The sequence below is a fragment of the Phascolarctobacterium succinatutens CAG:287 genome (assembly GCF_000434895.1).
Lineage (GTDB): Bacteria > Bacillota > Negativicutes > Acidaminococcales > Acidaminococcaceae > Phascolarctobacterium_A > Phascolarctobacterium_A succinatutens_A.
In genome coordinates this window covers 58,035-78,155 of sequence record NZ_FR892819.1, presented here as the reverse complement: position 1 = coordinate 78,155, position 20,121 = coordinate 58,035, and the positions used below count along the sequence as shown (strand labels likewise).

38 protein-coding genes, 1 other RNA gene and 1 pseudogene are annotated in these 20,121 nt (G+C 46.8%); 4 read left to right on the top strand and 36 right to left on the bottom strand.

Annotation, left to right across the window (positions count from 1 at the left end):
* From BN587_RS11555 to BN587_RS09980, 12 genes and pseudogenes are all read right to left on the bottom strand, one after another.
* Nucleotides 1-367: pseudogene (locus BN587_RS11555) on the bottom strand (hypothetical protein); the annotation flags it as partial.
* 65 nt (nucleotides 368-432) lie between these two features.
* Complete coding sequence (locus BN587_RS10025) at nucleotides 433-783, bottom strand: hypothetical protein (protein ID WP_021721003.1); 351 nt, start codon at nucleotides 781-783, stop codon at nucleotides 433-435.
* Between the two features lie 19 nt (nucleotides 784-802).
* Nucleotides 803-1,804: a major capsid protein gene (locus BN587_RS10020; RefSeq protein ID WP_021721002.1), complete on the bottom strand. Its 1,002-nt coding sequence runs from the start codon at nucleotides 1,802-1,804 to the stop codon at nucleotides 803-805.
* Nucleotides 1,805-1,845: 41 nt separating this feature from the next.
* Nucleotides 1,846-2,526 (bottom strand): hypothetical protein, encoded by a 681-nt coding sequence (locus BN587_RS10015; protein ID WP_021721001.1) that lies wholly within the window; start codon nucleotides 2,524-2,526, stop codon nucleotides 1,846-1,848.
* A 3-nt stretch (nucleotides 2,527-2,529) separates the two neighbouring features.
* Nucleotides 2,530-2,907: a hypothetical protein gene (locus tag BN587_RS10010; protein ID WP_021721000.1), complete on the bottom strand. Its 378-nt coding sequence runs from the start codon at nucleotides 2,905-2,907 to the stop codon at nucleotides 2,530-2,532.
* Nucleotides 2,907-3,680 carry a portal protein gene (locus tag BN587_RS10005; protein WP_021720999.1) on the bottom strand — a complete coding sequence of 258 codons (774 nt, stop codon included), beginning with the start codon at nucleotides 3,678-3,680 and terminating at the stop codon, nucleotides 2,907-2,909. Before BN587_RS10005 ends, BN587_RS10010 begins: the two co-directional genes overlap by 1 nt.
* Nucleotides 3,655-4,710, bottom strand: coding sequence for a portal protein (locus BN587_RS10000; RefSeq protein ID WP_021720998.1), 1,056 nt, complete (start codon nucleotides 4,708-4,710; stop codon nucleotides 3,655-3,657). Before BN587_RS10000 ends, BN587_RS10005 begins: the two co-directional genes overlap by 26 nt.
* 13 nt (nucleotides 4,711-4,723) lie before the next feature.
* Nucleotides 4,724-4,924, bottom strand: a complete 201-nt coding sequence (locus BN587_RS09995; protein ID WP_021720997.1) for a hypothetical protein — start codon at nucleotides 4,922-4,924, stop codon at nucleotides 4,724-4,726.
* A gap of 2 nt (nucleotides 4,925-4,926) precedes the next feature.
* A complete protein-coding gene (locus tag BN587_RS09990; protein WP_021720996.1) occupies nucleotides 4,927-6,282 on the bottom strand; it encodes a terminase large subunit domain-containing protein in 1,356 nt (451 codons plus the stop codon).
* A complete protein-coding gene (locus tag BN587_RS12065) occupies nucleotides 6,221-6,589 on the bottom strand; it encodes a hypothetical protein (RefSeq protein WP_303684965.1) in 369 nt (122 codons plus the stop codon). Before BN587_RS12065 ends, BN587_RS09990 begins: the two co-directional genes overlap by 62 nt.
* Before the next feature lie 72 nt (nucleotides 6,590-6,661).
* Nucleotides 6,662-7,015: a hypothetical protein gene (locus tag BN587_RS09985; protein ID WP_021720995.1), complete on the bottom strand. Its 354-nt coding sequence runs from the start codon at nucleotides 7,013-7,015 to the stop codon at nucleotides 6,662-6,664.
* 350 nt (nucleotides 7,016-7,365) lie between these two features.
* Nucleotides 7,366-7,623, bottom strand: coding sequence for a hypothetical protein (locus tag BN587_RS09980; protein ID WP_021720994.1), 258 nt, complete (start codon nucleotides 7,621-7,623; stop codon nucleotides 7,366-7,368).
* Between the two features lie 178 nt (nucleotides 7,624-7,801).
* Between BN587_RS09980 and BN587_RS09975 the strand changes: the two genes are divergently transcribed.
* The 4 genes from BN587_RS09975 to BN587_RS12055 all read left to right on the top strand — a co-directional run bounded on the left by BN587_RS09975 (nucleotide 7,802) and on the right by BN587_RS12055 (nucleotide 9,270).
* Nucleotides 7,802-8,023 carry a hypothetical protein gene (locus BN587_RS09975; RefSeq protein ID WP_021720993.1) on the top strand — a complete coding sequence of 74 codons (222 nt, stop codon included), beginning with the start codon at nucleotides 7,802-7,804 and terminating at the stop codon, nucleotides 8,021-8,023.
* Between the two features lie 13 nt (nucleotides 8,024-8,036).
* A complete protein-coding gene (locus BN587_RS12060) occupies nucleotides 8,037-8,168 on the top strand; it encodes a hypothetical protein (RefSeq protein WP_021720992.1) in 132 nt (43 codons plus the stop codon).
* Between the two features lie 87 nt (nucleotides 8,169-8,255).
* The gene (locus BN587_RS11550; protein WP_021720991.1) at nucleotides 8,256-9,203 is read left to right on the top strand and encodes a hypothetical protein; all 948 of its coding nucleotides are present in this window, start codon (nucleotides 8,256-8,258) and stop codon (nucleotides 9,201-9,203) included.
* An RNA gene (locus BN587_RS12055) (hammerhead ribozyme type II) lies at nucleotides 9,202-9,270 on the top strand. The genes BN587_RS11550 and BN587_RS12055 overlap by 2 nt, the downstream gene beginning before the upstream one ends.
* A 122-nt stretch (nucleotides 9,271-9,392) precedes the next feature.
* Here BN587_RS12055 and BN587_RS09965 read toward each other — a convergent pair.
* The 24 genes from BN587_RS09965 to BN587_RS09870 all read right to left on the bottom strand — a co-directional run.
* Complete coding sequence (locus tag BN587_RS09965; RefSeq protein WP_021720990.1) at nucleotides 9,393-9,893, bottom strand: hypothetical protein; 501 nt, start codon at nucleotides 9,891-9,893, stop codon at nucleotides 9,393-9,395.
* 5 nt (nucleotides 9,894-9,898) lie between these two features.
* Nucleotides 9,899-10,225: a single-stranded DNA-binding protein gene (locus BN587_RS09960; protein ID WP_044484812.1), complete on the bottom strand. Its 327-nt coding sequence runs from the start codon at nucleotides 10,223-10,225 to the stop codon at nucleotides 9,899-9,901.
* Nucleotides 10,226-10,271: 46 nt separating this feature from the next.
* The gene (locus BN587_RS09955) at nucleotides 10,272-10,697 is read right to left on the bottom strand and encodes a RusA family crossover junction endodeoxyribonuclease (protein ID WP_021720988.1); all 426 of its coding nucleotides are present in this window, start codon (nucleotides 10,695-10,697) and stop codon (nucleotides 10,272-10,274) included.
* Nucleotides 10,694-11,077, bottom strand: a complete 384-nt coding sequence (locus BN587_RS09950) for a hypothetical protein (protein WP_021720987.1) — start codon at nucleotides 11,075-11,077, stop codon at nucleotides 10,694-10,696. The genes BN587_RS09955 and BN587_RS09950 overlap by 4 nt, the downstream gene beginning before the upstream one ends.
* The gene (locus BN587_RS09945; protein ID WP_021720986.1) at nucleotides 11,070-11,438 is read right to left on the bottom strand and encodes a hypothetical protein; all 369 of its coding nucleotides are present in this window, start codon (nucleotides 11,436-11,438) and stop codon (nucleotides 11,070-11,072) included. Before BN587_RS09945 ends, BN587_RS09950 begins: the two co-directional genes overlap by 8 nt.
* Nucleotides 11,428-11,835 (bottom strand): hypothetical protein, encoded by a 408-nt coding sequence (locus BN587_RS09940; RefSeq protein ID WP_021720985.1) that lies wholly within the window; start codon nucleotides 11,833-11,835, stop codon nucleotides 11,428-11,430. The genes BN587_RS09945 and BN587_RS09940 overlap by 11 nt, the downstream gene beginning before the upstream one ends.
* A gap of 4 nt (nucleotides 11,836-11,839) precedes the next feature.
* Complete coding sequence (locus BN587_RS09935; RefSeq protein ID WP_021720984.1) at nucleotides 11,840-12,223, bottom strand: hypothetical protein; 384 nt, start codon at nucleotides 12,221-12,223, stop codon at nucleotides 11,840-11,842.
* A 4-nt stretch (nucleotides 12,224-12,227) separates the two neighbouring features.
* Nucleotides 12,228-12,569, bottom strand: coding sequence for a hypothetical protein (locus BN587_RS09930; protein ID WP_021720983.1), 342 nt, complete (start codon nucleotides 12,567-12,569; stop codon nucleotides 12,228-12,230).
* Nucleotides 12,569-12,700, bottom strand: coding sequence for a hypothetical protein (locus BN587_RS12050; protein WP_021720982.1), 132 nt, complete (start codon nucleotides 12,698-12,700; stop codon nucleotides 12,569-12,571). The genes BN587_RS09930 and BN587_RS12050 overlap by 1 nt, the downstream gene beginning before the upstream one ends.
* A 16-nt stretch (nucleotides 12,701-12,716) precedes the next feature.
* A complete protein-coding gene (locus BN587_RS11545; RefSeq protein WP_021720981.1) occupies nucleotides 12,717-13,130 on the bottom strand; it encodes a hypothetical protein in 414 nt (137 codons plus the stop codon).
* A complete protein-coding gene (locus tag BN587_RS09920) occupies nucleotides 13,120-14,355 on the bottom strand; it encodes a DNA cytosine methyltransferase (protein ID WP_021720980.1) in 1,236 nt (411 codons plus the stop codon). Before BN587_RS09920 ends, BN587_RS11545 begins: the two co-directional genes overlap by 11 nt.
* The gene (locus BN587_RS09915) at nucleotides 14,343-14,771 is read right to left on the bottom strand and encodes a hypothetical protein (protein WP_021720979.1); all 429 of its coding nucleotides are present in this window, start codon (nucleotides 14,769-14,771) and stop codon (nucleotides 14,343-14,345) included. The genes BN587_RS09920 and BN587_RS09915 overlap by 13 nt, the downstream gene beginning before the upstream one ends.
* Nucleotides 14,768-15,379 (bottom strand): hypothetical protein, encoded by a 612-nt coding sequence (locus BN587_RS09910; RefSeq protein ID WP_021720978.1) that lies wholly within the window; start codon nucleotides 15,377-15,379, stop codon nucleotides 14,768-14,770. The genes BN587_RS09915 and BN587_RS09910 overlap by 4 nt, the downstream gene beginning before the upstream one ends.
* Nucleotides 15,342-16,196 carry a phage replisome organizer N-terminal domain-containing protein gene (locus BN587_RS11540; RefSeq protein ID WP_021720977.1) on the bottom strand — a complete coding sequence of 285 codons (855 nt, stop codon included), beginning with the start codon at nucleotides 16,194-16,196 and terminating at the stop codon, nucleotides 15,342-15,344. Before BN587_RS11540 ends, BN587_RS09910 begins: the two co-directional genes overlap by 38 nt.
* A 10-nt stretch (nucleotides 16,197-16,206) precedes the next feature.
* Nucleotides 16,207-17,043, bottom strand: coding sequence for a recombinase RecT (locus tag BN587_RS09900; protein ID WP_021720976.1), 837 nt, complete (start codon nucleotides 17,041-17,043; stop codon nucleotides 16,207-16,209).
* The gene (locus BN587_RS09895) at nucleotides 17,043-17,297 is read right to left on the bottom strand and encodes a helix-turn-helix domain-containing protein (protein ID WP_021720975.1); all 255 of its coding nucleotides are present in this window, start codon (nucleotides 17,295-17,297) and stop codon (nucleotides 17,043-17,045) included. Before BN587_RS09895 ends, BN587_RS09900 begins: the two co-directional genes overlap by 1 nt.
* Nucleotides 17,294-18,235: a YqaJ viral recombinase family protein gene (locus tag BN587_RS09890; RefSeq protein ID WP_021720974.1), complete on the bottom strand. Its 942-nt coding sequence runs from the start codon at nucleotides 18,233-18,235 to the stop codon at nucleotides 17,294-17,296. Before BN587_RS09890 ends, BN587_RS09895 begins: the two co-directional genes overlap by 4 nt.
* The gene (locus BN587_RS09885; RefSeq protein WP_021720973.1) at nucleotides 18,235-18,609 is read right to left on the bottom strand and encodes a hypothetical protein; all 375 of its coding nucleotides are present in this window, start codon (nucleotides 18,607-18,609) and stop codon (nucleotides 18,235-18,237) included. Before BN587_RS09885 ends, BN587_RS09890 begins: the two co-directional genes overlap by 1 nt.
* Nucleotides 18,610-18,637: 28 nt before the next feature.
* Complete coding sequence (locus BN587_RS09880) at nucleotides 18,638-18,970, bottom strand: LysM peptidoglycan-binding domain-containing protein (protein ID WP_021720972.1); 333 nt, start codon at nucleotides 18,968-18,970, stop codon at nucleotides 18,638-18,640.
* Nucleotides 18,967-19,122 (bottom strand): hypothetical protein, encoded by a 156-nt coding sequence (locus tag BN587_RS12045; RefSeq protein ID WP_021720971.1) that lies wholly within the window; start codon nucleotides 19,120-19,122, stop codon nucleotides 18,967-18,969. The genes BN587_RS09880 and BN587_RS12045 overlap by 4 nt, the downstream gene beginning before the upstream one ends.
* Nucleotides 19,123-19,341, bottom strand: coding sequence for a hypothetical protein (locus BN587_RS09875; RefSeq protein ID WP_021720970.1), 219 nt, complete (start codon nucleotides 19,339-19,341; stop codon nucleotides 19,123-19,125).
* Nucleotides 19,342-19,343: 2 nt separating this feature from the next.
* The gene (locus BN587_RS12040; protein WP_303684964.1) at nucleotides 19,344-19,502 is read right to left on the bottom strand and encodes a hypothetical protein; all 159 of its coding nucleotides are present in this window, start codon (nucleotides 19,500-19,502) and stop codon (nucleotides 19,344-19,346) included.
* Between the two features lie 58 nt (nucleotides 19,503-19,560).
* Nucleotides 19,561-19,725: a hypothetical protein gene (locus BN587_RS12035; protein WP_021720969.1), complete on the bottom strand. Its 165-nt coding sequence runs from the start codon at nucleotides 19,723-19,725 to the stop codon at nucleotides 19,561-19,563.
* 195 nt (nucleotides 19,726-19,920) lie between these two features.
* A partial coding sequence (locus tag BN587_RS09870; RefSeq protein ID WP_303684963.1) for a hypothetical protein occupies nucleotides 19,921-20,121 on the bottom strand: 201 nt, incomplete at its 5' end.

Below are 20,121 nucleotides of genomic sequence, written 5' to 3'. Positions count from 1 at the left end.
CAGCAGGAATGTTGCACCCTATGCCAAGCACGTTGTCGCTTGCCATATATAAGTCCCATTCTTCCTGCTGCTGTTCGCCTGCCCTTATCATTGCGCCGGTGTCAGCGTCAAATATCTTGCGCACAGCAAGGCACTTTTCGGGGTAGGCGTAAACGTGGGACCAGTACGGAGATTCGATACTAAGTTCTGCAAGCTTGCTCACGCGCTTTGCAAATCCCCAAGTGTAGCTTCTTAATAACTCTTTGCGGGTAGGCTCATAAAACAGTTTGCACTGTCTGGCCAACTCCGACTGCTCATCTATATTGCTTATACGGCCTTTGGCGATATGAGCCAGCGCCATATTACATACATCGGTAATGTTAAGCATTTTAACTATTCCTCCTTGATTATTAAAAAAGGGAAGAGCTTTCGCCCTCCCCTTAAAGTACTAAATCAGCCCGGCCAGTTCGGAACAGTTTCAGTCAAGCCAGCAGTCAGTTTGCCGCCGCTTGCGCCGGTAACAGTCAGTCTGGAAAAAGCCTTCATGCCATACGGCAGTTTTGCTGCAACCAAAATACCCTTTTTGCTGGCAGCAAGAGTATAAGTCGCCACAACAGTTTTAGCGCTGAAGCTTTCGCTGTCAGAAGTTTCCAGCGCCGCAGTGATAGTGCCGCTAGTAGCTAAGGCGGTCGGCGCAGTGATAACAAGAAATAACGGGTCGGCCGCATCACCGCCGCCAACGTTCGCAATTACATTGCTGGTCAAGGAATTGTCCATGTACATATTTTGCTGGTCAAAAATCATTGTTATTCACTCCTTCCGGTTACACGACTGCCGCTTCGGTTTCGCTCTGGCAGTCAAGTTTCTTAATCTGAATACCTGAAAGGTACAGTTTAGGCGGTGCGTCCATAAAATCTTGACGGGTAACATGAACATTGTTCTTGTTGTTCAGATAGCACTCCAGCCAAGAGTATACGCCGTCAGATACATACGCAACCGGCGCTTTCGGGTCTTGCAGACGGTTCTTTGCGAAGATGAATTTATTCATCAGTTCGCGTTGTGCACTGTCAGTCAAAGAGTTAAGCTTTTGGACATCAATATTGCACACGCGCACAATAGAACGAACATTTTGTACCGCCAAGCCACACTTCCAAGAGTACAAGGTCTGCAATGCACGGAACGGCTTGTTGTTCTCGTCGTATACATCACTTTCGCCCAAGTCCTCAGTCTTCAAGCCTGCCTGGGTGCCTTTAGGATATACACCCATTACGCGGCGGTCGCCCCAGTCTACGAAGTAGATAGAAGCATTAGTGTTAGTACCAGGAGTACCCGCGGAAATTACCTGGTGGCCTGGAGTGCCTTTGCCGCCGTCGGTCAAAGTATTGTAGCGAACCGCAATACCATTGAAAGTGTCCGGGTCTTCATCTAAGTTGCCGTACAAAAATTGACGTGCAACGTATTGGCCCATGCCTTCTACGTGTGCATCATCCTCTGCCATACGGAAAGCCTGCGGATTCGGTTTGCCGGAAAGCAATTCAACGTCCACGCAGGAACGGTCCTCCAAGTGCATACATACATCAATGCGCTGCTTTACAGTGCCTTTAGTCGGAGAAGTACCGCGGTTAATACGACGGATAGACGGAGAAGGCAGGCTCGCACGAATAGTAGTTTTAGTACCAATCGGCAAATCGCCTTCCATCCACCGAATATCTTCCATAATAGGATTAGATTCGTTAAGTACTTCCATAACGCGGTCAATAGCGCCTTGCGGAGTTAAGTACTTTCGTAAGTCACTCATAGTTTGGGAGTAACCAATAGTAGCCATAATTTCATCATCCTTCCTGTTTTTTAATTAAAAATTAAAGATTATTTGTACCTGCTCCAGTCGGTTTTCGGGTACATGTTTGCGGCAACACCTTGTGCAGCGTTTAAGCCTTGCGCTCCGTTTTGTGCAGCCAAGCCGGGGTCCTCGCCAAGCAGTTCGCCAAGTTTCGCAAATGCTCTCACGATTGCTATCTGATTGCCTGCGCCGGTAACTTCCAATGCTTCACGCACATTCAAGCCCGGATACATTGCCTCCAACTTGCGGCAGGCAGTATCACAAAGGCCCTGTACTTTGCCCAAGTCTGCGCCCAGTGCTGTTTTTGCTTCGTCGCCCCATTTAGCGATTTCCTGTGCGCGGAGCTGTTCCACGCCTTGTACTACACGGCTTGCATACTCTGTGCCGTACTTTGCAAGCGCTCTTGCCTGGTCATTGCTAAGGTTCATGCCCTTAATAACATCCACAAAGCGTCCTTGCTCATCAGCACTAAGCTCATAGCCTTCTGGCATCTCTACTCCTGCAAAGTCATAATTCACTGTGCCGGGCTGCTGTTGTGTGCCTTGCCCATTACTTCCGTTCCCTGCAATAGTGCCGGAAGCACTTGTATTATTAGTTGCATTAGTAGTAGTCGTTTCTGCCTGCTGCTGTTGTGTCGCGGTATTGGGTTCAGCCTGTTGCTGTGCGCCTTCGCCGTTCACAACTGTGTTTTCGCCGTTCTCGCCCATTAGTTATTCCTCCTTGTTGTTATCTACATATTCCACTGCCAGCTCTTGTAGCTTTAGTTGGAATTCTGCATACTCCATTTCAGCCTGCTGCTTTAGCTCTATGCCTTGCAGCCCAAGTGCTAAAATGCTTTTGATAATGCCTAAGCCTACGTCGCGGCGGCCTTCGTTATAGAAAGTCTTGCTGTTGCCGGTAAAGCACATAGAGTTTACTTTGGTTACGTCAAGCATACGCATCAAGAACCAGCGTCCGCTTTCACTCCCCAGCAGGTCAAGTAGGGCTTCTTTATCCCTTCTTGCCTGCTCTCTTACCATGTACTCTGTCAGCAGTGCTTGCCTTCTATCCTCGCCGGTATTGGATTTATATTTAAACTGCTCGCTCATTATTCCCAACCTCCCGGCACGCCTAGCCAGCTTGTAATAGCCGGGTTGGAATCATTCGCCGCCGCAGTAAGATTTTTGGCCGCCTCTGCCGCAGGAGCCGCAGCCTGTGCCATTGCCAAGCCTTCCTGCATTTCCTGCTGCCGTTGCATTTCCTGCTGCTCTTGTTTGAGCATTTCTTGTACTTCTTCATCACTACGCAATGCCATTGCAGGCACGCCAAGCATTTCAAAGTATTTTGTAATAGCACCCAACGGGTTAATCTTCTTCGTAACTTCTGGCCATACTTGCGCCATCTGTCCGGTCTGTGCTATCGCCTGTTCGATATTCACAAGTCCGCTCATCTTCTGCGCCTGCGCCAAAGGTGAAATATAGTCCACTTCTACATCCTCTTCACTCAAAATGTCTTGTAGTTCTTCCGGTACCGGTGGGAATCCACCGCTTCTGTCGATGATGTTATATACACGTTGAAGAATCAGTGTTAAGAATTCATCCTGCAATCGCTCAACCACGGGGCCTAGCTGTTGCAGTTTTTCCTGCGTTCTCTCCATAACCTCTCTAGCAGTCATGCGGCTATTATCAAGGTTATCTAACATCAAGAACAAATCAGCACTGTATGCTCTCTTTATAGCATCCTCAACGCGAATAATTTCTTCCTGCGCGTCCTTCAAGTCAAGGTCAACCGCGAACAAAGGCTTAACCATATCTTGCGTCTGGTCATCTACGGCTGTTAGACCGCCAGGCATCAAGTTAATACCGCCGTTGCCACCAACCAATTATTTTCCCCCCGCCGTTATTCATAAGGCTTGGGCTGCCTTGCATCGGCGGCTTTATCTTTAACTCTATTGCTGTGAGATAATCTTTTTTCAGCAGTTGCAGCATTTTACTGTCGCCTTCTGCAAACCACGCAGGACCTCTTGCGTATGCCTCATTGCCGCTGACAAGATAACGCGCTACCGGTACTGCTTCTTCTTCAAAGCCGCCAACATACAAGTATTCGTCACTCTCTGACTTTTCCAACCAGTACACGCTTCTATACGGCATATTCAGTCTGTCCATGTAGCCAGGCAGCTTATCACTGTTAGGCTCTACCATCCAGCAGACTTTATACTTCTTAGTAAGATTGGTCTGATTGTCTAACAGTCCTTTCAGATTGTCGGGCAAAGCGTCTACGCCGAAGCAGTCTGCTAGCTGCTGCAAAGTCATATCGTACTTTCTTGCAAAAGTAGTTACCTTGCCGAAGCCGTCTGCTTCAAGTGCATAAGTACCGATTGTCATTGTCTGGAATCGTACGCCGTTTTCTGCGTCGTAGAATATAGCCATCGGGCACTGCCCAAAAGGCAACTCCAGATATACAGTATGGATGCTATTATAGAAGTTGCTCTTTGCAAGCACGCTTGATACAATCTCTTGTCTTGTGTCAAGCACCTTCATAGCCTCAACATTCGTATTCAGTTCCGGCCGTCTATATGCAAATCTGAACCACTGGCGGCTCGGCGGTGTAAGTCCGCTCATAACGCCTGCGGCGAATACCTGCGCCGCTCTCCAAGCTACCCCGTGCACAATCTTTAAGTCACGTCTGCGTGCGGAATTGGTCTTGTCTGCCGTATCGTCAAACTCACCGACAAACGGGAGCTGATAATCTCTTATCTCTTTCCATCTGTCTACCCAATCTCGCCTATCCTCGTACATGCTTTTAAGCTTACGCACCAAACGTTGGCGGTCTGGCAAGTTCTTTTTCAGCGGCACCCCGTCACTAGGAAGTGTTCCCTGTGGCTTGCTCGCCGCTATCGTTTGAAAGTTCATAAGCTGTTACCTCTTAGCCTAAAGTATTACGGCCGCCCTCGCCGCCACTAGCAATAGTGCTTGTCTGCGTAGATGAAAAGCCTCTGCGTTTCTTCTTGTTACTGTCGCTGCCGGCCGCAACTTCGCTGCTTGTCGCAACGGTAGTCGGTGCCGGGTCCACCTTTTCAATAGTCGGCATGTTGCCGCCACCGAATAATTTTGCAATGCCACCCATTTTTAAATCGCCCCCATAATTGAATATTCTGTGTTGCACATCAGCACTTTAGGCTTTCTATCGTCAAACCCTAACTGCCTTAACGGAACCTTCCTTGCAAATGTTAGTGCCAGGCCGTCTGCAAGGTCCGGTGAACGTCCTAGCTTTTCTTTTATCTCCTCTTTAGGCGTTAGTATTAAACGCCCATTCTTAGAGTACTTATAGTGAATGACTGCAAGCTCTTCTCTTAGTCCAGGTTCATCCGGCAAAGCTCCGCCATCTTCTATCCAGTCTTTCAGTTTGAAGTACATCTCTGCTCTGATATTCTCATAGCGCTTATTCTCTATCGCCGCACCTTGAAATGGTATCTCTCTCAAAGCCGTGTACCCCATCTGCCGTAATCTGTCGACTACGCCAGCACCCATGTTGCCAACGTCTATAAAGGTCATATCTGCCTTGTGTTCATCCATTGCCAAAGCAATATAATCTGCCGTCTGCATCGTGTTCAGCTTCTTATAGATTCTCGGCTTAGCATATGCCATTAAACCCTTACGCCGCCATATGCACGTTCTGTCATCGCCAAAGCGCGCTATATCAGCGCCTTGCACCAGCGGCATATCATAGGGAACATCCTTTTCTGTCAGCTCTCTACTGAAAGCCTTATCTAGTTCCTCCAGGCTGAAAAGCTCGTTGATTGCCGATACGCTAAAGTCACACAAATACTCTTGTCTGAATTCTACCTCCGGCATATCCTCTTTCAGTTCTTCTATGCTCTTTGCGTCTAAGATGCCGCTATCGTACACGTTCGACAAATACGCAAAGTAACGCTTATTCGTCTTGGCCTTCTTGTACATCTCATAGAAGTTGTTCTGCCCCTTAGGTGTACCGATGAAATAGCAATAACCTTTTCTGTCGCCATTCTCTATCGCAGGTCTGATAATCTGCGTCCACATCTCCGGCTTCATATCCGAATACTCGTCAAGGATTACGCCGTCCCAATATGTACCGCGCAATGCGTCGGGATTATTTGCACCAACGATATATATCCTCGCTCCCTGCGCTCCAGGTATTTTGCTGGGGAATTCAACATACTTTTTAGTTTCATTCACCTTGATGCCCTCTATGACGCTTGTGTAATACTTCAATGGGCCCCACGCGATAATTTCCATCTGTGCGCTGAACGGACCTACTAAAGCATACTGCGGACTGATTAAGTCGCTCTGCAAAGCATCCCTTATAAGGTGATTCACCATTCCGATGGTCTTACCAAAGCGGCGGTGTGCTACGATTACTGCAAAGCGGTGTCTGCTTAATTCTTTATGCAGTACCTTCGCCCATGCAGGTCGCGGAGTATATGGTATCTGTATTATGTTTTCCATGTTTACCCCCTTGAAAAAATCGTTTTGGTAATTTTTGGTATTTACCTCCCCCCGGCGGCTGCAAAATTTTTGGGCCCCACCCCCACTCAATGTCAGCGGAAAAGGCAAGAACCAAAATCAATTTTTGCGAAAAGCCAGGGAAATCACCAACGCCAGCGCCGCCAACCAACCAATCAGAACCAACACCCAACCAAAAACAAAAACGTGGTAGGCCTGCCGCATGAGCCACGCAGGAACGGCCGTAACATATGCCAGGCGAACACCTGCCGCTAACATCATCCGCCACGCCGCCAGCATCTGGAATCATCAGCACAGCCGCAGCAGCAGGATAATATTTTACGTCCGATAATAAGGATTATGTTAAAAGCTCTATATATGTTTATGTTTTAGTAGCATCTTCTGAACAATCGTTTACTATTACTGCGTCATCTGCCGCGCCCCAATGATACACAGCCGGGCCCTTGTTGGCTTGCGTCTGCTTGTCAAACGCGCCTATGCTCTCTGCATATAGCTTTGATGCGGCTAATTTATCCTTGTTGCTGGCCTTGTTGTCGGTCATTATCTTGAGCCAATAGGCCTGCAGGTCCTGCACAGCCAGGACGGCAACGGCTGCGCCCTGCTGTTTGAGCAGCGCCGCACAGTCCTCTAACGTCTGCGGCGTTGTCGCTATTGCCGGCGGCCTGCCTCTTGTCGGTGTATTTGTGTTAGCTAATAAACTTTTAATCTTAAACATTTCTATCGCATTCTCGTTACAATCTCTGTAACTGTATATATAATTAATATTATCAATAATGACAATCAGTAAACAATATATAAACAATATATATTGAAAAGATAATCATTATTTACCAGAAAAAGACAATAAAAAAATGATTGAAAGAACTTATCTGTCAATCATCAATTAAATTATATTTATTATCTTGCTATAAATTATATGCCTTAAAAAAAGCTATTAAGTCAATGATACATTATTATATTTTTGTGAACGGCGTTAATCTATTATAAATGTTGCTGAATAAAAAAGAACGGCCGCACGCTGAACATCTGCCAGCGAGCGGCCGTTGCTATCCTCTTATAATGTTGTTATTTACCCTCTGCGGGGCTGCCGTCATCTGCTGGCGGCGCGGGGAACGTCAGAACGGCGCGCCCGGCATCATCTACAAACGCCAGGCGAACGCCGCAGGCCTGCGCCAGCTTAACCAAATCATTAATAGCCCAGCTGTTACGGCTCAATTTGTTCCGCACGGCGGGGACCGTAATCCCCAGGCCGTCAGCCAATGCCTGCGAACTCATGCAGCGCATAGCAATTAGCCCCTTGATTATAGCTTTACTGTTATCCATGTTTTACACCTCCATTATCCGTTGTCTACATTATACCGCATAGCGGTGTGATTGTCACCAAAAAAATAAAAAAATAATCAAAAAAGGTATTGACAAGCATAATCAACGACGTTATAATATAACTGTAATCAAGATACAGATACCGAATAGCGGTATACATTTAAGGAGGAACAAAAAAATGACTAAACGCATGGAACAAACTCAAAACGCTAAAATGGTTCAGCTGGCGCTTTTCCGTGAATACGGCTTCCAGCCGTGCTTGAAGGACATTAAAATTTTGAACACCCGCGACTTTGACGAATTCCCGGGGCACGTTGAAGCACTCTACACGGTAGTCAAAGGCCATTTCTATAATGTCTTTTTTGATGTTACCGGTGAAGCAACCGTTTACAAATATTAAGGAGGCCGAAACAATGAAAATTAAAAACCTGCGAATCAAGCAACTTATGAAAGTTGCAAATCTTATGAACCGCTACCCGGCATTAAGCGAGGCACAGCAGGAAGTCTATCAATACGCAACAAACATCGTGTATCTGATTTTTTAAAGCTGACGGCGGCCCCGTTGGGGGCCGTAAAGCTGCCAGGCAGAAGGTCCGAAGCCCTAGCCACAGCCGAAAGGAGAGAATAAGAAAATGACTTTTGAAAAGTATAATGCGAACCCAGAAAATAAGAATATCGGCGATTGCTCAATTAGAGCAATCTGCACGGCAACCCCGTTAACCTACCAGCAGGCTAAAAAGCTGCTTGAAACAAAGGTATTCGAGAGCGGCGCTGCATGGAACACCGTGAAGAACATCACCGCCGCCCTGGCTGACCTGGGAATTGAAGTTAAAGCCGCCAGCCGTGAAACAATCAACAGCTTTACAAAGCATTGCGACAACAGCGCCAGCTACGTTGTTTTTGTAGCAAAACACGCCGTAGCCGTTGTCAACGGTGTTATCTATGACACATGGGACAGCAGCCGCCGTTTTGTTAAATTGATTGCCAAAGTCAGCCGCGAAAAATTTGCCGAACTGAAGCAAAAATACAACCCGGAACCGAATAAGGAGGAAAGAAAAACCATGGACTGGAAAAAGATTTTTGCCGCTTGTGAAACAATTGAGGAGTTAAAGAAGGCTTTTAAAAAGGCCTGCATGAGCTGCCACCCCGACAAAGGCGGCAGCGCCGCCGAATTTAAGGCAATGAGCGCAGCGCACGACAAGCGCGCTGCTGAACTTGCCGAAAGCGAAAGCCGCCAGGAGTGGCAGCGCAACAAAAAAGCGGACGGCACTTACAAAACCGCCGCCGAAATCCTGGCCGAACAAGCGGAATTTGCCGAAATCCTGGCCGTGCTCATGGGCTTGAAAGGCCTTGAAATCGAGATATGCGGTAGCTGGTTATGGATAGGCGGCGAAACGAAAGAGAATAAAGACGCCTTGAAAGGCGCCGGCTGCAAATGGGCCAGCAAGAAAAAACTTTGGTACTGGCATGCTGGCGAGTGGGTGAAGAAAGTCCGCCGCGCGTTGACTATGGAACAAATCCGCGACCTGCACGGCAGCGAGTTTTTGAAATACCGCCCGGAAACGCCCTTGTTACAATAGCCGAAACGCCGCCCCGTGCGGCGTATACCGGGGACCGGCCGCCCCGGTACTGATGAAGCAGGCCAAAACAGAACCTTGAAAATTTTAAAAGCGAAATAAAGGAGGAAGAAACCATGAGCAAAGCCGAGCAATTAGTAAAAGCTATAAAAGCGAGCCTTGCAGCCGTGGAACCGCGCCGCGCGCCTGCCTTTACTTTTCTTGCTTCTGTTCTGCCCTGGCCTTCTGGAAGCTGTTGGCGTTTATGTCAATCCGTAATAGTCCTTCTTGAATCGCCAGCATGAGTAGGCCGTCAATGAATGAGCGGCGTCGAAGCGCGTACACCTGCGGGCTAATCTCATCCATAACGGAGATTTTGCGGACCGTCCAATGGTATACATACCGGTGCTGAATCGCCTTATAAGACTTGTCACCGAACCGCTGCCGAAACAGAAGAAGCGAACGTTCCATAACATCCAGCCATTTTTCCGGCTGATAAACCAAAAACGCCTGCCCAAGATAAATACACCGAACCGCAGCAAGCGGCGTTACTGCCTGAATCGCAAGGCGTGCCGTAGAATCGCCGCCGGTCCTCATATCAAATTCCAAGCGTTCCGCCCTCTGCTGCATCCTGGCAGAAACAACCGCTTTACCTATTGCATTTTTAGCAAAGAGCAAACTCTCTGCATAGTCTGCTGCTTCTGCGTAATCCATTTTCTCTACCAGTCCACATCATCGAGCGGGTCTCTCTGTTCTTTCGAAGGATACGGCGCTGTGCTTTTCGCAATCTTTACGCTTTCCAAATGCTCCAGCAGTAAATAGCTTGCTTTAGAGTTCTTGCCATTCCTATCCACGTATAAATCAGTCTGGAAGCGTCCGCCGACAATAACTTGCGTGCCTTTTGTGATGTAGTTGCTGATATATTTAATCAGTCCTGGGATAAAGCAGCGGCAAGAAATGTAGTCATAAATTTTCTTTCCGTCTTTGTCAAGGTACGTTCTGGAACACTGAATTTCAAGGTTGCATACCTCTTTGCCGTTCTTCATAACTTGCACCGTAGGTTCAAATTTTACCCACCCGAGTATTAAACAATTATTCAACATTATAAATTTTCACCTCAACTTTTGGCGTATCACTATATTTTTTAGAAACTGTAAGTTTAACAATCTGTTTATCATCCTTATAGACAATACCAGTTATAGAATCAAGAATAATTTTTGCGACGTTGTCAACATCGGGTTTTTTAATCGGCAGTTGCAAGCCGTTTAAAGCCTGCTCCTTGAATTTTTTCGACTTGCTGGCAGGAATACCCACGTCAGCTATTATCTCTACTCCCAACGGCAATTCCGTGAGCGTCAGCCCTATTCTTTGCATTGCTTCACTAGCAAGCAATTTGACATAGGCTTTATAGTTGCGGCTTATCTCCGGGTCGTATGCTTTTACAAATCCGCCATGAGTAGAAAAGCGAGGCCGTCCCTGCGCCGTCGGTTCGCCTGGAATCGTGAATATTAAATTCATTTCGCTATATCCTCATCAGTGCAGCAGCGGCACAAAAGGTTAATGCAATCTCTGTGCGCTTGCAGCATTTCACTTTCTTCCTTTGCCAGCTCCGCCATGTATAAGCCAATCAGACTATATACGGCAATGTCTTTCAGACTTTCGGCAATTTTATCGCCGTGAATATCATGGGTATAAACAAAAGCGATATGCTTTGCCGCATACGCTTTCAGTTCCTCAAAAATTCCCTCTGCATCGTCCGTGTGTCCATTCAGAAGCGCGCCGCGGCGGAAATTGGCAAGCTCATCTGCGCCGGAGGAATACTGTTCATGCTTTTTCTTAAACAGCGCCTCCAATTCGTCAAGCTGGCTATACATAAATTCGCTTAAACTTTTATTCATATTTCGGTGCCTCCTTCACATCGTCAACATAATATACAACCTTAAATTCTCTTTCTGCTTCCGCTTCTGCTTTCGCCTTCGCTTCTTCCGGTGATTCAGCGTATACATATTCTGGGAGTCCCATATTGGGGAACGCTATACTTTCCCACCATACTAAATAACGTTTCATTCTTATTTGTTGTCCTCTTACTTTCAGCCCTTCTTGCCATCGCCAATCATCTGTATAGTATTGTTTGCGCGAATTTTGAATTTTGATTACAGGCGTAGCTACATAAATACGACCACCACCCCTGCCAGCATGCAATATCACGTTACCAATCTCTAACATGCGTTTTATGCGCCACTCTAAATCATAGCTCATAATCAACGCCCATTTCTTTTGCCACGGCAGGCAGCGCAGATTTCGCTTCTTCCCGGGTGCGATATACCCAGCCTTTGTCTAATAAAGCACGTTCATAGGGGTGCGCATCCCACTGCTGTTTCACAACAACCCACTCTTCACTAAGACCTCCGAAAGAAAACGTATAATAATCATCACCTTTTCTAGGCTTCCACGGCAGTTTGACGATTGCAGCTTTACCGCAAATAATGTCTGCCAACGGCTCTTTTTCATATTTACCGCTATCGCCTTTATGGACAAACAACCCTGCTAGGGTAAAGTTGCAAATTATTTCAAAGCGTGTTTTATACACTACCTTAAATTCTTCACCTAGCGTCACGCCCAACATTTCGGCTATTTGCGGAATTAAATTAGCCATGTTATCACTCCTTCATAGCCTTACTCGCCTTTAAAATTTTCTCAATTAGCTTATCCACGGCCTTGTCCGCAAGTTCGCCGGTAGCTTCAATGTTTGCTGGTGTTATACGCCCTGCCACATACATCGCAATCATTTCATCTTTAGTTGGAACAGCTATTGCAAGCGCATCAACAATTAAGGCTACGCAGGTTAGTTTCTTCGTGAAATTTAAAAATGCTTTACCAAGGCCACAGCCAATGTCGCAATTATCGAGGCTTGAAACAATCCCTGTTATGCTTATGCCAGCACCCATTGTTAGTAAAACTCCTGCTACAACGCAGAAGTGATGTATCATGTCCATTCTTCCTGCCCAGTAAATCAGCCACGGGCTGACAATCGGCTCGTTCATTTACTTATACCCCCTCAATCTTTCTGCCGCACCAACAGCAGTGTGACTGTCCAAAATTCTCGAACGTACCGCCACACTTTTTGCAGCGATAAATCGGTAACACCCCTTCATAGCGTCCTGTATACACCGCCACCGCTGTACGGTCAAGCTCATGCTTTAAAGCTGTTAATACAACCTTTTTCTTTTTTATTCGGGAGATAAACCATTTTATATCTTCATCTGTCAAGCAGACTTGAAGTGCGAATTTTGAATGCGAGATTTCAATTTTAGTTTTCTCAATCTGTTCACGCAACATCTTTTCACGTTGCGGCAGGCTATCCCACCATTGTTTACGTTCTGGAGTCATTACTCTTCCTCCTTTTCAATTTCTGCACGAATAACAGCCATAGCCTTATGCAGATAATCAACATCGCCGCTAAGCAGCCATTCTTCCAGCTCTGCATTAACAGCCTTGAACAATTTTTCTTGTTTATCCATTGTTCGCCCTCCTTGTTTATCTTTTTACTTCACGGATGGTAATCTTTGCTTCTATAAGTCCAAACTTGCTATCTTCTTGATAAGTGTAAGTTTCCGCCTGTTCATCAGCTCTCATAGGACGATAAAGCACCCACATATTGTCATTTTTCCATGTAACAAGTTGCAACTTCTGATTGTCTGGCAAGATAATCGTTGCGCTACCACCTACTTTTTTAGCAATAACGCTACCGGTGCTTTTGATATTATTATTCGCGCTGGCAGTTTCAACGGCGGCTCTGCTTTTGGCATTGTTAGCGTTAATCTCTTCTTCCGTTTCACCGCACCCCGCAATCAATATCGCTGCGCCTATAAGCGATAAACAAAAAACTTTTAAGGCCGCCATTCGTTTCTGGTGTCGCCAATATTGGCGAACTTCTTCTTTATTCATCATGTTCTTCAACCTCCTTTAATCTCTCACCGATAGCACGTGCCACATTAACAGTAACGCCGTTTCCTGCTTGCTTATACAGTTGGGTATCGCTTATGCCTGCTGCCCTTGCCTTGTCAAAATATTCATCGGGAAAACCTTGCAATCTCCAGCACTCACGTGGAGTTAAGCGTCTGACACGGATATTCCCATCAAGCAGCGCTACGCCGTGGCGGTCCTGCGCCGTTAAAGTAAAACTAGGCTCTCCCGGCTCTTTTATACGTCTGCCGTTCTGCCGTTTCTCTCCTCGGTCTGGCGTTAACACTGCGCAACAAGTCTGCTTACGCGTTAAATTGTCTCTGCAACCAGTGTCAATGGTCGGAGCTACATCAATCTGCTTTTGCAGTTTCTGTCCTCTGATACTCATGCAGACAACGCCATTACTGCAATCCGCTGTTTGGTCGCCACAATGTTTCGACGTTAAGGCATTAGCAAATTCTATAGGTTCCATACGTCCCTTTTCTCTACTTTTTTCTCCACGTTCGGTATAGCGAAAACGTACAGCATACAAGCCTGTTTTGCCGCCTTGTCCGCCGCTCTCACCTTTAAGCGTTCTCGCTAATCCACTGCCGTCATAGATTCTTTGAGCATCAGCAACTCCTTGTGTTATCTCGTTGAGTTCGCAAGGATTCTCGCCGTCTGCTGGTCGGATAGGAAATACTTCTCGTCCACAGATGTTTCCAAGATAGCAGACAATGAACACGCGCTCCCTGTTTTGGGGAACACCGTAGTCTTTGCTGTTGAGAGTGTCCCATTGGAGAGAATACCCGTGCCCCCCCACTTCACACAGCAACCGCGCGAAATCAAATCCGTTTCCAATGCTAAGTAAATTTTTAACATTTTCGATGAGCAGCCATTTAGGTCTATCTTCTTGCCTACGGCCGGCAAGCAGTCGCATAATTTCGTAAAACAATCCGCTTCGCTCACCTTCTTGCAGGCCTTTTTGCTTGCCTGCGACGCTGATGTCTTGGCATGGGAAGCCGAAGCACCAGAGGTCGGCGGCTGGAACATCATAAGGCTTAACTGTTCGTACATCGTGGTTTTCCCACTCTCCTTCCGTATCGTACATAGCTTTATACGCCGTCCTGGCGTATTTATCAAACTCGCAGAAGCCGACGCATTTATGCCCGGCTTGCTCTAAGCCTAAGCGAATACCGCCTATTCCTGCGAAAAAATCTACGAATTGCATTTCTTTCTCTCCCTCGCTCCGCACTTCTGCGGCGTATTCTCACACCGCTTGCACGGGCGGTCGCACTCACAGCAGCAAATGTGAAGCAGAGTGCTTATCACGCAGTCCGGTGTAACAGCCCTGCAATAGTATTTAGGCTTTAAGCGTGCTTCTAGTGCGCTAGCAGTTTCATCCTGCTGCGTAATGGTTTCCGGCGGTTTCGGTGTACCCGTCAGTCCCTTTACCTTTGCTTTACATCTCAGCAGGCCACAAGATTTTTCCTTGCCTTTCTTAAACTCCCAGATGGTCACTTTTTTTGTTTTGCCACAATCGCAACGCACCAAGAAGTAAGCTGAACCCCTATCCTGGTAGCCTAAATACTTCTCAACAGTCAGCGTGCCAAATTTCACGCCAACCCATGCCATCCAATTATTCACGCCAGCACCTCCAAAGTAAGCGTATCGCCACATTTCAGCAGCTTACTTTTACAAGGCTCATTATGCTTGCGACTGTACGTAAAGTCGTTCATGTAGCATTGCAGGATACGGAATTGATTGTCAATAGCGTTATCATTCAAGCCAATCTGCCGGCCGTACTCAAACACTGCTTTATCCTGCGGCATATACGGCATAATGAGCCGGTGTTCCGTCAACTTTGCCGCCGTCCATTTCAGCAGCATACTGTTCAGCCTATCAGCAAGCGGCTTGCCGTCGCTCAGCTTCTCCATGTTGCAGCGGTTTATATTCTCCTGCACATGAGCTTCTTCTGCCTGCTTCAAAGCAGCCTGCATCAGCGCCGGGCTGATTATATTCACGTTAAGGCCGTTCGCACCGGTCAAGGTAAGCGCTATCTGCTCTGCCTTCTCCCACCGGTCAAGGCCTATATTTTGCTGATTAAAAATTCCTGCCCAAAGGTTTACCGTTTCGGACAAGATTCTTTTCGCTTCTTCCAGGCGGTCAAAGCCGGGCCGTATATCCTGCGGCATCCGCTTGCCTGCCTGTTGCAGTTTAACAATCGTTTGGGCTATTCTCTGCTGTTGCAGCATCGCCCTCACCTCCTACATCTCCGTAAAGTTCGTTTACCAGGTCCATGCCAGAATATCCGGCACCTGCATTCTGCTTCTTGCTGTTGCCGCTGGCATAGTTTCTTGCTACGGTCTGCACATACGCAAAGTTTCTTGCGCCGTGCTCAACCGCCGCTAATATTCCCTGTTCAACGGCAGCCTCACCAACCTCACCTAACAAGGCCTGCAGTTTTTCTCCGACGATTGGAGTAAGCGGCATCATGTTTTTCTCCCATAAGGCAAAAATTTCAGTATGCGTTTTTTCCTCGTCATCGTCATTTCTTTTAGGATGATGATAATCATCCTTTTCTTTTCTATTCTTCTCTTCTCTTCTCTGTTGCGTGACATTGCGTGACTTGTCACACTCTGTCACGTGACTGTCACGTGACATATCCTCATCAACATTGCGTGACTTGTCACACTGTCTTTGCTTCTGCTTTCTCAACCTGTTCTGCTCACGTATCTTTTCTAGTCCCGTGATATTTTGATGCTTCTCCCAACCTAAAATTTGAATACAACCATCACTTTCAACTTCTATTAATTCCAAATCCTGGAATAAAGTTAATGCTTTGTCGGCAATGGTTTTCGGCACGCCGAAATCAGCAGCTAATGACTGCGGAGTGTACATCACGTTTTGAGAGATGTACACCCTACCGCCATCGTTAACGGTTCCTGCTGCGCACAGCAGGTGCACCCATAATAGGACCAGTTCCGCGCCTTTAGGTTGATTCAGCAGGTATTTAATTTTGCGATTTTCAAACAGTCTTGTCGAAAGTCTTACCCAGCCTACATCAGCCATGCTTTACCACCTATTTCATGCTTGCTTCAATTTCTTCTGCCGTGAAGATTTCGCCGGTTACAGTATCAACCTTGCCGCCCTCTGTAAGCTCCTGCGTTTGTTCCTGCGCTTGTTCTGCGTCAACGTCGATGTATTCAGCTTCGCCGGTGTTTTCGTTCATAGAAGCCACTTTGTTTTCATTTTCAAGTGCCTTCATTAAGTCAACAGACTTCGGAGCATAAGTTTTGAGGATAGAAATAAGCACCGTTTTGCAGGCCATTGCATCAAAGTCTGTTTGCCACGGGCCACTGTTGAAAGCCTTGCTAAAGCGTTTAGCGTGAGTAACAACTTCTTCTTTGGTCCAATATGCAGCCTTTTCAAAGCCGTCAATCGTTTCAAAGTACGCATAATAGCCTACAACCTTATCGCTTATTCTTTTTCCCTTATCATAAGTTTCATCGAGCACGCACCAATTCAACAGTTCGCCTTCCCGCACCGGCGTCATGATGATTTTTTTCATGAGACGGCTGCGCTGTGCCAGTTGAATCAAACCACGATAGCCGGTCTGGTAGCACGCCTGCCCACCACGCGGAACGATATACGCCTCTCCCAAATCCGGAGTTACCGAAAGTTTAAGACTTGCCGCCGTTGCTGCCGCCGCAAGGATTGTGCGATAGTCCGCCGCGCGCAGCAACTTATTGTTGTTGCATACCGTAAGAACGCTGGACAAAAAACTGCCGGCATTTTCACCAAGCATCTTTTCAAAGCGCTGCTGCACCGCTGCACTGTTAATCGCTAAGCTCAAAGTCGACGGAGCTTTTACCGCACTAGTATCCACTTTTTTTGTAATACCTTTTGTTGTTGCCATTATTCTTTTAACCTCCTTAATTTCAAACAGTCTTTTTCGCTGTCATACAGAATTTCTTCCAGCGACAAGTCCAGAACCTGCGCAATTTTAATGCGCGTAGCAAGAGTGATATTCTTTACAACGCCGCACTCATAAGTTGAGATTGTCGGTGTTTGCATATGGATTCTCTTCGCCACATCAGCTTGACGCAGCCCTAATTGGTTACGTTTATGGAACAGCATAACGCCTAATTTCTCTTGCTCTGTAAGGCTCATTTTAACGTGAACCTCATACTAGGCTTGCCAACCTTGGCATACTTTTCGTACACGTCCGGCAGGTCTTTTTTCAGTGCCTTTTTGTCCAGCGTTACTCTTCCGGCAATCTGTATATAGGTAATTTTTCTATCCATAAACACGCCGCTTTCGCTGCCGTTCAGCATGAGCTTCAAGGCGTTTTGTGCCTGCGCTAACTGTTCTTCCAGTACCTTTTTCGTTGCCGTCAGTCCGTCAATACACTTAATGTATTGCTCTGCTGCGCTAGGCAGTGCGATACTGTCAACTGCTAACTTATCCTTATTCATTTTGTCAATGGTTGCGGCAGTGCTTTCGCTGCCGTCAACCTCCGGCGGGATGTTGCTTTGCAGGTTATTCCAGAATATAATCGCTTGCGCTCTCATATCCGAAATAAACTCATCATTGCGCGGAATTTCTTTCCATACAAAATGATTGCCGCCGATTAAGCAGGCAATATACCACTTCTCGCAACCGGTAATCATCATGTACCATTGACACTGGCAATAGTAGCTGTCTGGCAGTTCGTCACCGTCCCAATCCTTCGACTTAAAGCCGTTCGCAGTCTTACATTCAAGGCCTGCGCTTTCACCCACCACTAATCTGTCGACGTTTGCAAGCATGAAATCATAGCTTTCATCTTGCAATGTGCCGCATTTGCGAACCTTCTTGCCGGTCAGCTCGCAGAATCTGTCAGCTACCACCTGTTCAAGGACGGTTCCCCAATAAACAAATTCATTATTGGAAAGGTCCTCTGCTTCTACATCGCCATGCTTTTCAGCGTAGAGTGCGTAAGCGCTTTTCCAGGGATTAAGTCCCATGATGCAGGCCACATCACTGCCGCCGATACCGCTATTGCGGACGCGTTCCCACGCCACGCGGTCAGCCGCCTGCTCAACTGTCATAATCAGTTTACCCTTCATCAAGCCTCATCCTCCATTTCTTCTAACATGTGCTTTGTAGAGAGTGCTGCATAACGAGCAGCGTCTTTGTCGCATAATGTCATTGCGAGGCAATAAATCACATCTTTACGGAGCTGCGGCGCGTCGTATTTTTTCTCAGCAATTTCCGCAAGCGCCAGCAAATGGCTCATAGTAGCAGCTACGAGAATTTTAAAATCTTCGGGGTTCTTTTTGATGATAGTCACACTCATATTGACGAGCGCTTTTATAAACTTCTCGCTGACTTCCTCAAAAGTGCCTCTGATACCTACAATGTTTCTGCTATCGTTAGCGGCAAGCACTACGCCGCCATTGCGGACGAAATCTTTAATCGCCAACTCTAATTCGTTGTTCATAAAATCAATCTCCTTTCAAAAAACAAAATTAGATTTCTTTATACAAAGGGATAACAATTTGTTGTCCCGCTTGCAGCCACTTCACGCCATTCAGATTATTGTACTCGGCTATATCGTGCATAAGCTCACGGCAATCACGGTACTTATCCTGTTGGTCCATGTAACGCCCGGTAATCTCCCACAGCGTCTGTCCCTCGCCTACGGTGTAAGCAACCAGGGTTCTGCTATAACTTGGGAACAAAAAACCATGTGCTCTAATGGCCAGCTTTGCGGCGCTGCCACCGGTCAGAAAGACAAGACCAGCAAGCAGAATAGCAGTAATGATAAAAGCTTTCACTAAGCCTTTAGTAGTCTTGCTCATTTTCCCCATCCTTTCATAACAACCTTGCGCCAGCACTCGCCGCCGCTGCACACGGTAACAAGCAGGCCGCTTTCCTTATCCACTACTTTAGAGAAGTTCATGTGCGACAAGTCTTTGCCGCATACAACACATCTTCTTTTCTTCTTAGTCACTCAGTCATACCTCCACACTTCTTCTTCCAATTCAAGAGGCGTAATCCCCATGTACTCAGCAAATTTTGCGGGGCTGATATGATAAGCCCAACTCTTTTTACTGCTGGCGTGAATTGCCACGCCGAACGGTAACGCGCCACTACGCAGGCCCATACGCACAAACATCTCGCTTTTCTGCATGAGCCGTGCGGCCGTTTTAATAGGAACGTTCCCAAGCATTTCTATTTCCTCCTTTTCATAAAGCGCATTGCCGTTTCGTAACGCTGATTCATGCGTTCAATAACGCCAGCGCACTTTTCCTTTTCGGCTTTTTCTTCCAGCGTGTCACACCGGATTGCGCCCATGATTCTTTTCAAATCTTTGTCGGTCCTACTATTCAAAGCACACCTCCTGCCCGCGCCGACGCTAGGCGCGGGGCTTGTTTCTATTTCAGCCCTACTACTGGCCGACTACCTGTTGTTGCTGTTCACACAGTCTTACGGCAGCTTGCAAGCCTTGCATATATGCGGCCGCAACCATAAGGCCGTCCGCTTTAAGCTTGGACATGTCAACCGCCGTGCGCTTTACGCGTTTTTCAGTGAATACTTCTTGCTTTACTTCCATTATTCTCGCCCCTTTCCATCTCTCCCGTGCTATAATAGGTATTACAGAACGGAGGTGATATTATGTTTATTGAAATGCCTAAAAAATGTCCAATTACCGGAGGTATGGCTACCGGTATTAAAATTGATTGTCCAGGCTGCGCTTTTTATATTGACCAGGAAAAGCAGTGCCGGATAATCTCTACAGATAACAACATCAAGCTTCTGCTTGCTCTTCTTCAAAAACAACAGCAACGTTAGAATTACATTCGATTACGTAGCTACAGAAGTCAAGCATCTGCTTTGCTGCTACCTGATTCTGACCGTTAAGCAAACCAAGAATTTGTTTAGCGGTCTTTTTTTCTTCTGCTGTCAGCTTTTGGCTTTCGCTCAGCTCATTAAAGCTATACATCCTCTT

Excerpts from the sequence above, each read along its gene's own strand:
- BN587_RS10025 (WP_021721003.1), bottom strand. The coding sequence starts at position 783 with ATGATTTTTGACCAGCAAAATATGTACATGGACAATTCCTTGACCAGC.
- BN587_RS10020 (WP_021721002.1), bottom strand. The coding sequence starts at position 1,804 with ATGGCTACTATTGGTTACTCCCAAACTATGAGTGACTTACGAAAGTAC.
- BN587_RS10015 (WP_021721001.1), bottom strand. The coding sequence starts at position 2,526 with ATGGGCGAGAACGGCGAAAACACAGTTGTGAACGGCGAAGGCGCACAG.
- BN587_RS10010 (WP_021721000.1), bottom strand. The coding sequence starts at position 2,907 with ATGAGCGAGCAGTTTAAATATAAATCCAATACCGGCGAGGATAGAAGG.
- BN587_RS10000 (WP_021720998.1), bottom strand. The coding sequence starts at position 4,710 with ATGAACTTTCAAACGATAGCGGCGAGCAAGCCACAGGGAACACTTCCT.
- BN587_RS09995 (WP_021720997.1), bottom strand. The coding sequence starts at position 4,924 with ATGGGTGGCATTGCAAAATTATTCGGTGGCGGCAACATGCCGACTATT.
- BN587_RS09990 (WP_021720996.1), bottom strand. The coding sequence starts at position 6,282 with ATGGAAAACATAATACAGATACCATATACTCCGCGACCTGCATGGGCG.
- BN587_RS12065 (WP_303684965.1), bottom strand. The coding sequence starts at position 6,589 with ATGATTCCAGATGCTGGCGGCGTGGCGGATGATGTTAGCGGCAGGTGT.
- BN587_RS09985 (WP_021720995.1), bottom strand. The coding sequence starts at position 7,015 with ATGTTTAAGATTAAAAGTTTATTAGCTAACACAAATACACCGACAAGA.
- BN587_RS09980 (WP_021720994.1), bottom strand. The coding sequence starts at position 7,623 with ATGGATAACAGTAAAGCTATAATCAAGGGGCTAATTGCTATGCGCTGC.
- BN587_RS09975 (WP_021720993.1), top strand. The coding sequence starts at position 7,802 with ATGACTAAACGCATGGAACAAACTCAAAACGCTAAAATGGTTCAGCTG.
- BN587_RS12060 (WP_021720992.1), top strand. The coding sequence starts at position 8,037 with ATGAAAATTAAAAACCTGCGAATCAAGCAACTTATGAAAGTTGCAAAT.
- BN587_RS11550 (WP_021720991.1), top strand. The coding sequence starts at position 8,256 with ATGACTTTTGAAAAGTATAATGCGAACCCAGAAAATAAGAATATCGGC.
- BN587_RS09965 (WP_021720990.1), bottom strand. The coding sequence starts at position 9,893 with ATGGATTACGCAGAAGCAGCAGACTATGCAGAGAGTTTGCTCTTTGCT.
- BN587_RS09960 (WP_044484812.1), bottom strand. The coding sequence starts at position 10,225 with ATGAAGAACGGCAAAGAGGTATGCAACCTTGAAATTCAGTGTTCCAGA.
- BN587_RS09955 (WP_021720988.1), bottom strand. The coding sequence starts at position 10,697 with ATGAATTTAATATTCACGATTCCAGGCGAACCGACGGCGCAGGGACGG.
- BN587_RS09950 (WP_021720987.1), bottom strand. The coding sequence starts at position 11,077 with ATGAATAAAAGTTTAAGCGAATTTATGTATAGCCAGCTTGACGAATTG.
- BN587_RS09945 (WP_021720986.1), bottom strand. The coding sequence starts at position 11,438 with ATGAGCTATGATTTAGAGTGGCGCATAAAACGCATGTTAGAGATTGGT.
- BN587_RS09940 (WP_021720985.1), bottom strand. The coding sequence starts at position 11,835 with ATGGCTAATTTAATTCCGCAAATAGCCGAAATGTTGGGCGTGACGCTA.
- BN587_RS09935 (WP_021720984.1), bottom strand. The coding sequence starts at position 12,223 with ATGAACGAGCCGATTGTCAGCCCGTGGCTGATTTACTGGGCAGGAAGA.
- BN587_RS09930 (WP_021720983.1), bottom strand. The coding sequence starts at position 12,569 with ATGACTCCAGAACGTAAACAATGGTGGGATAGCCTGCCGCAACGTGAA.
- BN587_RS12050 (WP_021720982.1), bottom strand. The coding sequence starts at position 12,700 with ATGGATAAACAAGAAAAATTGTTCAAGGCTGTTAATGCAGAGCTGGAA.
- BN587_RS11545 (WP_021720981.1), bottom strand. The coding sequence starts at position 13,130 with ATGATGAATAAAGAAGAAGTTCGCCAATATTGGCGACACCAGAAACGA.
- BN587_RS09920 (WP_021720980.1), bottom strand. The coding sequence starts at position 14,355 with ATGCAATTCGTAGATTTTTTCGCAGGAATAGGCGGTATTCGCTTAGGC.
- BN587_RS09910 (WP_021720978.1), bottom strand. The coding sequence starts at position 15,379 with ATGCTGCAACAGCAGAGAATAGCCCAAACGATTGTTAAACTGCAACAG.
- BN587_RS11540 (WP_021720977.1), bottom strand. The coding sequence starts at position 16,196 with ATGGCTGATGTAGGCTGGGTAAGACTTTCGACAAGACTGTTTGAAAAT.
- BN587_RS09900 (WP_021720976.1), bottom strand. The coding sequence starts at position 17,043 with ATGGCAACAACAAAAGGTATTACAAAAAAAGTGGATACTAGTGCGGTA.
- BN587_RS09895 (WP_021720975.1), bottom strand. The coding sequence starts at position 17,297 with ATGAGCCTTACAGAGCAAGAGAAATTAGGCGTTATGCTGTTCCATAAA.
- BN587_RS09890 (WP_021720974.1), bottom strand. The coding sequence starts at position 18,235 with ATGAAGGGTAAACTGATTATGACAGTTGAGCAGGCGGCTGACCGCGTG.
- BN587_RS09885 (WP_021720973.1), bottom strand. The coding sequence starts at position 18,609 with ATGAACAACGAATTAGAGTTGGCGATTAAAGATTTCGTCCGCAATGGC.
- BN587_RS09880 (WP_021720972.1), bottom strand. The coding sequence starts at position 18,970 with ATGAGCAAGACTACTAAAGGCTTAGTGAAAGCTTTTATCATTACTGCT.
- BN587_RS09875 (WP_021720970.1), bottom strand. The coding sequence starts at position 19,341 with ATGCTTGGGAACGTTCCTATTAAAACGGCCGCACGGCTCATGCAGAAA.
- BN587_RS12035 (WP_021720969.1), bottom strand. The coding sequence starts at position 19,725 with ATGGAAGTAAAGCAAGAAGTATTCACTGAAAAACGCGTAAAGCGCACG.